The organism is Rugamonas violacea (assembly GCF_016461825.1).
Taxonomy (GTDB): Bacteria; Pseudomonadota; Gammaproteobacteria; order Burkholderiales; family Burkholderiaceae_D; genus Rugamonas.
Genome location: NZ_JAEMNU010000100.1, coordinates 27,853 through 40,145, shown reverse-complemented (window position 1 = coordinate 40,145; position 12,293 = coordinate 27,853). Strand labels below are relative to the sequence as shown.

The window sequence follows — 12,293 nt, the reverse complement described above, 5'->3', positions numbered from 1 at the left end:
TGGCTTGGCATGAAAGAGGTCTACGTTGCAGCGAAAACAATGGGAAAATTACGAGACCGGGCCAGCACCAAGAATTGTGTATAACGGCGTGACGTTAACGACAATTACTTAGTTGACTTGAGTGCCGTCGCGACGTTGATTGAAGGGCGTGCAGGGAACGACACGATCATCGATTCAGATGGCGACGACGCGGTCCACGGGGGCGATGGCAATGATTCGATTAGCTACACTGGAAGTGGAAATATTGTTGTTCGTGGAGGTAGTGGTGACGACAAAATCACCGTAGAAAATGCAAGGATTGCTGATGTCGACGGCGGCGCCGGCGACGATGTCATCATCGACAACGGCAGTTCGGCGGCAACCAACCTGCTGCGCGGCGGCGACGGCAATGACCAAATCACCTTTGCAAGCGCAAGCACCGTCGAAGGTGGCAGCGGGAACGACACCTTGACCGAAAGCGGCAATTACATCAACCAGGCTTCCACCCTGATCGGTGGCACCGGCAACGACCGCATGACCGGCGCCCTATCGAGCAACACCTACATCTTCAATCGCGGCGACGGCAGCGACTCCATCCTTGACGTCGGCATCGCCAGTGGCCGCCACTACGGCACCGACAAGCTGGTGTTCGGCAGCGGCATTGTTCAGACCGACCTGGCCATGAGCCGCAGCGGTGAGGATCTCGTGATCAAGGTAAACAATCTGACCGATGCCGCCGCCACCGACCAGATCGTCGTCGAGAAATGGTTTTTCAGCGATGGCGGTTACCAGATCGAAAGCTTTGCCTTCGCCGATGGTTCGAGTTTGACAAACGCCGAAGTGACACAGCTTGGCAATGCAATCTACGGCACCGATGGCGCCGACACGCTCACCGGCGCCATCGACAACAATACCATCTACGGCCTGGCAGGCAATGACAGTATTACCGATCCGGGCGGCGCCGATACCATCGACGGCGGCGCCGGCGACGATGTCATCATCGACAACGGCGGTTCGGCGGCAACCAACCTGCTGCGCGGCGGCGACGGCAATGACCAAATCACCTTTGCAAGCGCAAGCACCGTCGAGGGTGGCAGCGGGAACGACACCTTGACCGAAAGCGGCAATTACATCAACCAGGCTTCCACCCTGATCGGTGGCACCGGCAACGACCGCATGACCGGCGCCCTATCGAGCAACACCTACATCTTCAATCGCGGCGACGGCAGCGACTCCATCCTTGACGTCGGCATCGCCAGTGGCCGCCACTACGGCACCGACAAGCTGGTGTTCGGCAGCGGCATTGTTCAGACCGACCTGGCCATGAGCCGCAGCGGCGACGACCTCGTGATCAAGGTAAACAATCTGACCGATGCCGCCGCCACCGACCAGATCGTCGTCGAGAAATGGTTTTTCAGCGATGGCGGTTACCAGATCGAAAGCTTCGCCTTCGCCGATGGTTCGAGTTTGACCGCTACGCAACTCATTGGTACGAGCGGCAGTGCCTTAACCTTAATAATCTAAGTAAAATAAGAAGGCGATGTCACCAATATGTCTACCTCTCCTACGCTGGCTGCGGTGACGTTCATCAAGATTGCAAACTCAACGCTGCTGCATACCTGCCGGCCGCAGCAACTACCTGTTAGTAGGCACTGAGGCCGAAGCCTGCGCGGTGGAGCGCGCCGAGCATTTGCTGGCCGGCGCGCGCCGCTGCGTCTACCGCATCACGCCGGTGCGCGGCTGAGGCGGCGCGGCGCCCCGCCGCAGCCCGCGCGGCGGACGCGGACGCAAAAAAGCCGGCGCGAAGCCGGCTTTTCAACGCATCAATTCTCGAGGGAATTAGAAGCTGTAGCGAACGCCTACGGACAGCAGGTCAGCTTTCAGGCTGGCGCCGTCGCCGTTGCCGATCTTGCCGAAGTTTTCGTATTCAGCTACGAACGAAACGTTCTTGTTCAGGTGGTAGGCAGCGCCGATACCGAACACGGCGGTGGTGCGGTTTTCGCTATCCGATCCGGAAAAACCGGATTCGCGCACGCTGAGTTTAACGTGGTTCTGAGCAACACCAACTTTGCCGAACAGCGAGAATTCGTTGTTCAGTGGCAGGGTGCCGGTGGCGGCGACGAACACGGTCTGTGGCTCCGACTTGGCGTAGGTGCCCTGCGCGTTGACTTCAGCTTTGCCCAGGTTGACGTAAGCGACTTCCACGCCGTAGTTGGCGTTGAACTGGTAGCCACCGTTCAGCTTGAAGCCGGTGCCGGTATCTTTGATCGAACCCAGGCCGTCGATCGACAGTTTCTGTTCCGAACGGCCGACGTTGCCGCCGACGAAGTAACCTTCAGCTTGCGCTGCGACTGGGAAAGCGATTGCTGCACCGATCAGAGCGGCGATAAATTGTTGTTTCATCTTTAATCCTGTTGTTTTTGATATTGAGGCGATATAAGCACCTCCCCGATGAAGGGGCAGCGCATTTTACACTCTATGCAACTAATTTATCAAGAGCAACACTGAAGAAAGATTGTTTGGCATCCAAACCAATAACTCCGTTGGTATGACGGCGGCCCCGCAAATCAACCCAACTTACTATCGGCGACATGGTAGCGCGGGTCCTCGTCGGCGTTCACTTCCACCAGCGCGCTGGCCCGCCCCAAGATCTCCCGGCAGTCCGCGCTGAGGTGGCGCAGGTGCAGCGTTTTGCCCGCCAGCTGGTAGCGCGCCGCCAAGGCGTCGATCGCCTCGATGGCCGAATGGTCGACCACCCGCGCCGCGCCGAAGTCGATCACCACGTCGGCCGGATCGTCCTTCGGCGCGAACAGGCCGGCGAACTGGCTGGCCGAGGCGAAGAACAGCGAACCCTGCAGCCGGTACACCTTCCAGCCGCGCGCATCGGTCTCGATGCGCACCTGGATCTGCTTGGCGTGCTGCCAGGCGAACACCAGCGCGGCGAACACCACGCCGGCCAGCACCGCCACCGCGAGGTCGGTCAGCACGGTGATCACGGTGACGCCGACCACGGTCACGGCGTCCTGTCGCGGCATCTTGCGCAGCGCCTGCAGACTGCCCCAGGCGAAGGTCTTCTCGCACACGACGAACATCAGGCCGACCAGCGCGGCCAGGGGAATCTTCTCTATCCACGGCGACAGGAACAGGATGAAGGCGAGCAGGAACAAGGCGGCGACGATGCCCGACAACCGGTGCCGCGCGCCGTTGTCGATGTTGATCATGCTCTGGCCGATCATGGCGCAACCGCCCATCGAGGCGAACAGGCCGGCCACCACGTTGGCCAGGCCCTGCGCCATGCTCTCGCGGTTGGGACGGCCGCGCGTGTCGGTGATGCTGTCGATCAGGTTCAGGGTCAGCAGCGTCTCGATCAGGCCGATGGCCGCCAGCACCAGCGCGTAGGGCAAAATGATGTACAAGGTGGCCAGCGTCAGCGGCACCTGCGGCAGATGCGGCTGCGGCAGCCCGCCGGCGATCGAGCCCATGTCGCCCACCGTCTTGGTCTCGATGCCCAGCAGGTTGACCAGCGCGGCGACCAGCAGGACCGCCCCCAGCGAGGCCGGCAGCAGCTTGGTCAGTTTGGGCAGCAGGTAGATCAGCGCCATGGTCAACGCCACCAGGCCGAGCATCACATACAGCGGCGCGCCGCCGATCCAGCCGCCGCCGGGCAGCTTGAAGTGGCCGAACTGGGCGAGGAAGACGACGATCGCCAAACCGTTGACGAAGCCCAGCATCACCGGGTGCGGCACCATGCGGATGAACTTGCCCAGTTTGAAGGCGGCGAACAGCAGCTGCAACAGCCCCATCAACACCACCGTGGCGAACAGGTATTCGGCGCCGTGGCTGAGCACCAGGCTGACCATCACCACCGCCAGCGCGCCGGTGGCACCGGAGATCATGCCCGGCCGGCCGCCCAGCGCCGCCGTGGTCAGGCACATGATGAAGGCGGCGTACAAGCCGGTCATCGGGCTGACATGGGCCACCAGTGCGAAGGCGATCGCCTCCGGCACCAGCGCCAGCGCGACGGTCAACCCGCTCAGCAGATTGACCTTGATTTCGGCCGGTTTCATCGACAACATAACACTCCCCTTCATGACGCGCGCCGGCGCGATCGGGACGAAGGCGGGCGGCAAAACCGGCGATTATCGCACGCACGGGCGGCGCCGTCGTCCTTCGGGTACAGTAGCGGATTGAGCCGCAGGGATAGAAGCCATGGAGAACCGCAGTGCGCATCCTGGTCGTTGAGGACGAACCGAAGGCCGGCGATTATCTGCGCAACGGCCTGATCGAAGCCGGCTACGCCGCCGACCTGGCGCGCGACGGCGTCGCCGGCCTGCGCCTGGCGCTGGCGACGCGCTACGACGCCATCGTGCTCGACGTCATGCTGCCCGGGCTGGACGGCTGGCAACTGCTGGCCCGCCTGCGCGAGCGGGCCGACCCGCCGCCGGTGTTGTTCCTGTCGGCGCGCGGCAGCCTGGAGGACCGCCTCAAGGGCCTGGAGCTGGGCGCCGACGACTATCTGGTCAAGCCCTTCTCCTTCGCCGAACTGCTGGCGCGGCTGCGCGTCGCGCTGCGCCGCGCGCCGGCGCGCTTGGCCCAGGCGCTGGACGCGGAGGGCGCGCTGGTGCTCGGCGACCTGCGCCTCGACATGGCGCAGCGCCAGGCGCAACGCGGCGCCAGCCTGATCGCCCTGACCAACAAGGAATGCGCGCTGCTGCATTTCTTCCTCAGCCACCAGGAGCAGGTTCTATCACGCTCGCTGATCGCCTCGCGCGTGTGGGACATGAACTTCGACAGCGACACCAACGTCGTCGACGTCGCCGTGCGCCGCCTGCGGCAAAAGGTCGAGGAGCCGTTCGGCCCGCCGCGCCTGATCCACACGGTGCGCGGCGTCGGCTACCGCTGCGGGCTGCAAGCGTGAATCCGCGCCGGTCCGGCCATGCGCTGACGACACGGCTGGCGGCGCTGTTCGCGCTGCTGTGCTTCGCCCTGCTGGCGGCGCTCGGCGTCTTTCTCTACCGCGAGCTGGAGCAGCAGTTGACCTTGCGCGACGACGCCGCCCTGATCAACCGCGTCGAACAGATCCGCGCCCTGCTGCAGGACGAGAACACGATGGAACTGGTCCGCGCCAAGCCCGCGCTGTTCGCCAACATGCTGGGCAACCGCGAGGCGCTGCTGGTGCTGCGCTTCGCCGGCCAGGCGCCGCTGATCGAGGTCAACCCCGGCGCCATGCCCATCCCCGAGCTGGCGCCGCTGCCGCCGCAAGCGCCGTTGACGCTGGCGGCGGTGCGCCATACCGTGGATGCCAACGGCGTGCCCTTCATCGCGCTGGCCGCCAGCGCCCGCAGCGAAGACCCGCGACGGCCGCTACAGATCATCGCCGGGCGCGCCATGAGCGAGCGTACCCATATGCTGGCGCAGTACCGCGAGCGCATCCTGCTGTCGGCCGCTGCCGGCGCCCTGCTGGCCGCCTTGGCCGCGCTGGCCCTGGTGCGGCGCAGCCTGCGGCCGCTCGGCGAACTGGCGCGCCAGACCGGCCATATCGGCATCAGCAACCTGGCCGCCCGCCTCGACGGCGCCGGCGCGCCGCGCGAGCTGGCCCTGCTGGTGGACGCCTTCAACGCCATGCTGGAGCGGCTCGCCAACGGCTTTACCCGCCTCAGCCAAGTCTCGGCCGACATGGCGCACGACCTGCGCACGCCGATCGCCAACCTGCTCGGCCAGACCGAGGTGGCGCTGAGCCAGCCGCGCAGCAGCGACTACTATGAAACGCTGCTGGCATCCAACCACGAGGAATTGCAGCGCCTGGCCAGAATGACCGACAACATGCTGTTCCTGGCGCGCGCCGACAACGCCGACAACGCCATCGCCTGCGCCAGCCTGCCGCTGCACGACGAGCTGCTACGCCAGGCCGACTATTTCGAGGGACCGGCCGAGGAGCGCGGCCTGCGCATCGCCATCGCCATCGGCGGCGACAGCGGGGCCGACACCGGGGCAGCCATCCAGGCCGAGGATGGCGGCGCTGGCGCCGCAGCCGGCGCCGGCGCCGCCGCAACCAACCCGGCCAGCGTCTGGGCCGACCCCATGCTGCTGCGCCGCGCCTTGGCCAACCTGCTGGCCAACGCCGTGCGCCATGCCGACGCCGGCTCGACCATCACCCTGTCGGCCCAGGTCGACGCGGCGGGCGCGCGGCTGACGGTGTGCAACCACGGCGCCACCATCGCGCCCGAACATCTGGCCCGGCTGTTCGACCGCTTCTACCGCGCCGACCCGGCGCGCCAGGACTCGGCCGAATCGAGCGGCCTGGGGCTGTCCATCGTGCGCACCGTGATGGCGCTGCACCACGGCCGCTGCGAGGCCGGCAGCGAGGCCGGCCTGACCCGCTTCACGCTGCGCTTCCCACCGCGCGTCGGCTGATGCAACAAAGCCAAGGCGCCGCCGGCTCAAAAAACACCCAAGAGCATACAGCCGGGGTCAGACCCGCCGGGTCTGACCCCAGATTTCGCCGTGGGGGTTCTCAACTCAGCGGCACACGGGCTGCTCAGGCGGCGTCGGCCTGCTCGGCCAAGCTGGCATCGTGCATCGGCGCCTGGCGCAGCACGCGGAAGCTCCCCAGCAGGAGCAAGCCGACACCGGCGGCGGCCGCGCCGCAGAAGAAAATGCTGCCCAGTGAAGACAGCACCTTGCCCAGCAGGCCGATGCCCAGCGTGCCGAGCGAATCGCCGGCCGCGTCCTGCGCCGTCCACAGGCTGTTGACCCGGCCCAGATAATTGTCCGGCGTGTGGCCCTGCACCAGCGTGTACTGCAGCAGCGAGGCGATCGACACCAGATAACCGAAGGCCACCAGCAACAGCAGCGTCGGCACGAAGTGGCGGTTCAACCCGATCAACATCAGGCAGACAAAGGCGCCCAGGCTGACCAGCATCATCACCAAACCGGGACGCTGCAACTGCCCGGTCCAGCCGCTGACGATGGCACCCAGCGTGGCGCCCAGCGGCACGGCGGCGTACATCATGCCGACCTCGAAGGCGCCGCCGCCAAAGGCCGTCTGCGCCAGCGCCGGGAACAGCACGCGGATGGTGGTGGTCAAGGTGATCAGCGTACCGATCACGGCGGTGCTGGCCACCACCGGATTGGTGAACAAAAAGCGGAAGCCGTCGGCCAGGGCGCGCAGCGGATGGTGCGCCTGGCCCGGCGCCGGCAGCATGGACGGCAGGCGCAGCAGCGGCAGCAAGGTCAGGCCGGTGCCGATGGCGGCGATCAGGTAGTTCCAGCCGACGTCGGCGGCGGCGATGATGATGCCGCCGATGGCCGGCGAAATCACCGTCGCCAGCCGCACCGTGACCATGCTGATGGCGCGCGCCTGCATCAGGTTCTCGCGGCCGACGATGAGCGGCATGCAAGCCATCAGCGCGGTCACGCCGAGCGCGCCGAAAAAGCCGTCCCACACCGACAGCACATACACCGCCCATAGCGACGGCGCCGGCAGCCAGGCGTTGACGGCCAGACCGAGGAAGCCGACGCCGCACACCGTGCGGGCGAACAGGATCAGCTTCTTGCGGTCGTGGCGGTCGGCCAGCACGCCGCCCAGCAGCAGGCCGACGAACATGCCGCCGCCTTCCAGCGCCATCGCCAGGCCGACGTGGAAGCTGTCGCCGGTCAGCGCGTAGATCTGCATCGGCACGGCCACCGACAACATGCCCAGGCCCAGCAGCGAGATGGTGCGGGCGATGAAGACGCTGCAAAAATCGCGGTTGCGGCGCAGCAGGCCGAGGTCGACAAACAGGGAGGACTTCTTGCTCATGCTAGCTTCACTTTCAATGGTTCCAACTTCGATACTTCAGTTTCCGGCCACGCCGCCCGGCGCAGCAGCTCGTCCAACAAGGGACCCAGCGTGGTCATGGTCTGCGGCGACAGGATGTTTTCATGCGAGCACTCGGCCAGGCTGTGCACCTGCAACCGCAACTGCGGCACATGCTTCTCCCAACTGGCGCGCGGCGCGATGTAGTCGGGCAGCGACTGCTCGGCGACGAACAGGGTCACGGCGCCGTCATAGTCCGGCGTGACGGTGCGCGACAACAGGCGCACCGCGTCCTTGTAGTTGGCGAAGATCTGGCCCAGCAGGGCCTCCTTCTCCTTACGCAGCTGGGCCAGCGCGTCATCCGCGTCGGCGTCGGCCCCGTCGCCGTCGGCATAGGCGTCGCTGAGCAGTTGTTCCTGCTCGCGCTCGGCGCCCAGCGTCGCCTCGGCGCCCTGCGGGTCGGACCAGTCGTGCGCCTCGGCCGGGTAGGTGTCGAGCAGGCCGAGGAAGTTCACCGTCTCGCCCAGCGCGCGCAGCTTGGCCGCCATGCCGTAGGCCACCGTGCCGCCCAAGGAGTAGCCGAGCAGGTAGTACGGCCCCTGCGGCTGGATCCCGCGCACGATGCGCAACTGCTGTTCAAGCAGCTGCTCCATGTCGGCGCTGCTGGCGATCAAGCCGTGCGGACGCGGCGACTGCAAACCGACGATGGGCTGCGAACCGCTCAAATAGCGCGGCAGCACGCTGTACTGCCAGGCGAAACCGGAGCCGGGGTAGACGCAGAACAGCGGCGCGCCCTGCCCCGTGCGCAGCCGGATCACCGGCTCGAAACCGTCGCCGCCGGCCGTGCCGGACAGCAGATCGTCCAGCATCTGCGCGGCCAGCCGCGCCACCGTCGGCGCGGTCATGATCTGCCCGACCGGCACCGGGCGCTCCAGCACGCGGCGCAGTTCCGCCGCCAGCCGCATGGCCAGCAGCGAGTGGCCGCCGAGGGCGAAGAAATCGTCGTCGGCGCCGACCTGCTCCACCTCCAGCACCTTGGCGAAGGCTTGCGCCAGCACGCTTTCCAGGCCGGCGGCCGGCGCGCGGCCGGCGCCGCCGCCCGCCGCCGCGGCCAGCGACGGCAGCGGCAGGGCCTTGCGGTCCAACTTGCCGTTGGCGCTCAACGGCAGTTGCGCCAGTTCGACGCACGCCACCGGCACCATGTGGGCCGGCAGGCGCTGCGCCAACCGCTCGCGGATGGCGCCGGCGTCCAGGCTGGCGCCGTCGCGCGGCACCAGGTAAGCCACCAGTTGGCGGTGGTCCTCGCCGGCGCCCTGCGCCTGCGCGCCCAGCACCACCGCGTGCACCACCGCGTTGGCCACCTCGGGCTGCTCCAGCAGCACGGTCTCGATCTCGCCCAGCTCGACGCGCTGGCCACGGATCTTGATCTGGTCGTCGGACCGGCCCAGGTACTCGACCGCGCCATCGGCCAGCCAGCGCACCACGTCGCCGGTGCGGTACATGCGTTCGCCGTCGCCGAACGGATCGGCGACGAAGCGGCTGGCGCTCAGTTCCGGCCGGCCCAGATAGCCCATCGCCAACTGGCTGCCGCACAGGTACAGCTCACCGGCCACGCCCGGCGGCACCGGCCGCAGATAGCGGTCCAGCACGCGCAGCTGGGTATTCCACACCGGCCGGCCGATCGGCACGCCCAGTCCCTCGCCATCCAGGCCGGCGCCGAAGGCCGCTTGGTAGGTGACGTCGACGGCGGCCTCGGTCGGGCCGTACAGATTGTGCAGCTCGGCGCCGATCAGGCCGGAGAACTCGCGCGCCTGCGCCTTGCTCAACGCCTCGCCGCTGCAGAACACCAGGCGCAGGCTGGGGCACACTCCGCCGCGCCGGCCCGCCAGGGTGCGCGCATGGGCGCTGAAGATCGCCAGCATCGACGGCACGAAGTGCAGGCAGGTGACGCCGTGCTGGCTGATCGCCTGCGCCAGCGCCTGCGGATCGCGGTGCGCCTCCGGCTCGGCCATCGCCAGGCTGGCGCCGACCGTCAGCGGCCAGAAGAACTCCCACACCGAAACGTCGAAACTGCTCGGCGTCTTTTGCAGCACCACGTCGGCGCCGCTCAATTGATACATGTGCTGCATCCATTCGATACGGTTGACGATGGCGCCGTGCGACACCAACACGCCCTTCGGCCGGCCGGTGGTGCCGGAGGTGTAGATCAGGTAGGCCGGATGGGCCGGCGTCAGCGCCACCTGCGGCGCCGGATGGTCGATGGCGTCCGCCAGCAAGACGTCGAAGGGCAGCAGCGCCGCGCCATGCTGCATGGCGCCGAAACGTTCACGCGCATCGTCCTGGCAAATCAGCAGACGCGGCGCGGCGTCGCCCAGCATGTAGGCCAGGCGTTCGTCGGGATAGGACAGGTCCAGCGGCAGGTAGGCCGCGCCGGCCTCGATCACCGCCATGATGGCCAGGCTCAAACGCACCGAGCGCGGCAAGGCCACCGCCACCACGTCGCCCGGCAGCACGCCGGCGGCGATCAGTTGCGCGGCCAAGCCGTGCACCTGGCGGCGCACCTGCGCGTAACTGAGGCGCTCGCGCGCGTCGAGCAGCGCCGGCGCGTCCGGCGTGCGGCCGGCCTGCGCCGCCAGCGCGCTTTGCAGCGTGGCCGGCGCCACCGCGTGCGCGGTGGCGTTGACCTCGGCCAGCAGCGCGAGGTCGCGCGAATGCAGCAGCGGATAGCGCGACAGCGGCAGCGCCGGCTGTTCGACCAGGGTGCGCAGCAGCAGCTCGACGCGCTGCGCCAGCGCCTGCGCCTCGGCGGCCGCGCCGCGATATTCGACCAGCAGCGTCAGCGACTCGCCCGGCAGCACCAGCAGCGCCAGCGGATAGTGGCTGTAGCCGCGATTGTGGATATCGCCGACCCGCAGCGGCCGGCCGTCGCTACCGCTCAACTGCTGCTCAAGGTAGGCGTTGTCCGGATAGTTCTCCACCACCAGCAGCGTGTCGAACAAGGTGGCGGCGCCGGCCAGGCGCTGGATCTCGGCCAGGCCCAGGCCGTCGTGCTCCAGCAGCTCGATGTGACGCTGCTGCATCGCCGGCAGTTGATCCCATAGCGACTGCTGCGGCGCCAGTTGCACCCGCACCGGCAGGGTGTTGAGGAACAGGCCGACCTGCTCCTCGATGCCGGCGATGGCCGCGCTGCGGCCCGACACCGGGGTGCCGAACACCACGTCGCTGCGGCCGGCGATGCTGCCCAACACGCAGGCCCAGACGCCCTGCATCAACACGTTCAAGGTCAGGCCCCGGGCGCGGATCTGCGTCATCAGGGCGCCGCTCAGCGCGGCCGGCAAGCTCAGTTCGAATTCGCTGACCGGCGCGCCGGCGGGGATTTGTTCGAACAGCAGCGTCGGCTGAACCTGCGCCAGCGTCTCGCGCCACAGCGCCCGGCTGGGCGCCTGCTCGCGGCCGGCCAGCTGGCCGATCAATTGGGCGTAGCCGGCCTGCGGTGCCGGCAAGGTGTTCAGATTGTCCCGATAAGCGGCCAGCAGATCGCGCAGCAGCAAGGGCGTCGACCAGCCGTCCACCACCAGATGGTGGATCACCAGCAGCAGCACGTGGCGCTGGCCGTCCAGGTGGACCAGGGCCGCGTTCAACATGCCGGCGCCCTGGTCGGTCGGGTAGTCGCGTTCCAGCAGCGCTTGTCCAATCTCTTCCAGGCCGCCGGCCTGCGCCTCCGCACTCAAGGTCGACAGATCGTGCTCCCGCCATGGCCAGGCCAGCGCGCTGGCGCCGTCCTGGCGCGGCAGCAGGAACACCGCCTCGTCGCCGGTCTCCATGTCGAACCAGCCGGCCAGTTGCGGGTAGCGGCTCAGCACCGCTTGCAGGGCCAGTCGCAGACGGCCGCTATCGAGCGCGCCGGTGAATTGCAGACGGGTGAAAGCGTTGTAGTTGGCGGCCTGCTGGCCCAGCTGGGCGTGGAACAGCATGCCCTTTTGCAGCGGCAGCACCGGCGCCAGTTCGGCGAAGTCCGGGTAGCGTTGGCGCAGCAGCGCCAGTTGGGCCGGCGCCACCGTCCATGCCGGCGCAAGGGCCGCCTCGGCGCCCGCTGCCGGCACGGCGGTCAGCACGGCCGCCATGCCGCGCGCGCTGCGCTGGGCGAACACCGCGCTGGGGCGCAGGGTGTGGCCGGCGCGGCGCAATTCGCCGCACAACGTCATGGCGGCGATGCTGTCGCCGCCGACGGCGAAGAAGTCGTCCTCCACGCCGGCCCGCTCCAGCTTGAGCACTTTGGCCATCAGCTGGCACAGCAGGGCCTCGGCCGCGCTCTCCGGCGCGCCGCCGGCGCTGTGGATGGCGGCGGCCGGCAGGCGCTTGCGGTCGATCTTGCCGCTGACGTTGCGCGGGAACTCGTCCAGTATCACCAAGGCCGACGGCACCATGTAGTCGGGCAGCGCCTGGCGCAGCGCGGCCAGCAGCGTCGCGCTGCGCCGCGCCACGTCGCCGCCGGCGGACGACGGCGCGACGCAGT

General features: G+C 67.6%; 8 protein-coding genes. 4 read left to right on the top strand and 4 right to left on the bottom strand.

Annotated elements, in window-relative coordinates:
• Positions 1-117: 117 nt before the first annotated feature.
• The gene (locus H7U20_RS19125) at positions 118-1,503 is read left to right on the top strand and encodes a calcium-binding protein (RefSeq protein ID WP_199760744.1); all 1,386 of its coding nucleotides are present in this window, start codon (positions 118-120) and stop codon (positions 1,501-1,503) included.
• Positions 1,504-1,573: 70 nt separating this feature from the next.
• The gene (locus tag H7U20_RS19120) at positions 1,574-1,723 is read left to right on the top strand and encodes a hypothetical protein (RefSeq protein WP_199760743.1); all 150 of its coding nucleotides are present in this window, start codon (positions 1,574-1,576) and stop codon (positions 1,721-1,723) included.
• Positions 1,724-1,818: 95 nt separating this feature from the next.
• Here the strand turns inward: H7U20_RS19120 and H7U20_RS19115 are convergent, their stop codons facing one another.
• Positions 1,819-2,382 (bottom strand): outer membrane beta-barrel protein, encoded by a 564-nt coding sequence (locus tag H7U20_RS19115; RefSeq protein WP_199760742.1) that lies wholly within the window; start codon positions 2,380-2,382, stop codon positions 1,819-1,821.
• Between the two features lie 164 nt (positions 2,383-2,546).
• Positions 2,547-4,055, bottom strand: a complete 1,509-nt coding sequence (locus tag H7U20_RS19110) for a SulP family inorganic anion transporter (protein WP_199760741.1) — start codon at positions 4,053-4,055, stop codon at positions 2,547-2,549.
• 146 nt (positions 4,056-4,201) lie between these two features.
• On the opposite strand from H7U20_RS19110, the gene H7U20_RS19105 reads away from it, so the two are divergent.
• Both H7U20_RS19105 and H7U20_RS19100 read left to right on the top strand, forming a co-directional pair.
• Positions 4,202-4,897 carry a heavy metal response regulator transcription factor gene (locus tag H7U20_RS19105; RefSeq protein ID WP_199760740.1) on the top strand — a complete coding sequence of 232 codons (696 nt, stop codon included), beginning with the start codon at positions 4,202-4,204 and terminating at the stop codon, positions 4,895-4,897.
• Positions 4,894-6,393, top strand: a complete 1,500-nt coding sequence (locus H7U20_RS19100) for an ATP-binding protein (RefSeq protein ID WP_199760739.1) — start codon at positions 4,894-4,896, stop codon at positions 6,391-6,393. Before H7U20_RS19105 ends, H7U20_RS19100 begins: the two co-directional genes overlap by 4 nt.
• A gap of 124 nt (positions 6,394-6,517) precedes the next feature.
• On the opposite strand, the gene entS is transcribed toward H7U20_RS19100, so the two are convergent.
• Both entS and H7U20_RS19090 read right to left on the bottom strand, forming a co-directional pair.
• Positions 6,518-7,780, bottom strand: coding sequence for an enterobactin transporter EntS (entS, locus tag H7U20_RS19095; protein ID WP_199760738.1), 1,263 nt, complete (start codon positions 7,778-7,780; stop codon positions 6,518-6,520).
• The coding region (locus H7U20_RS19090; RefSeq protein WP_199760737.1) for a non-ribosomal peptide synthetase at positions 7,777-12,293 on the bottom strand (4,517 nt) is incomplete at its 5' end. The genes entS and H7U20_RS19090, both read right to left, overlap by 4 nt.

What these genes read in the sequence shown, in the direction of transcription:
- entS (WP_199760738.1), bottom strand. Translation starts at nt 7,780, where the DNA reads ATGAGCAAGAAGTCCTCCCTGTTTGTCGACCTCGGCCTGCTGCGCCGC.
- H7U20_RS19115 (WP_199760742.1), bottom strand. Translation starts at nt 2,382, where the DNA reads ATGAAACAACAATTTATCGCCGCTCTGATCGGTGCAGCAATCGCTTTC.
- H7U20_RS19110 (WP_199760741.1), bottom strand. Translation starts at nt 4,055, where the DNA reads ATGTTGTCGATGAAACCGGCCGAAATCAAGGTCAATCTGCTGAGCGGG.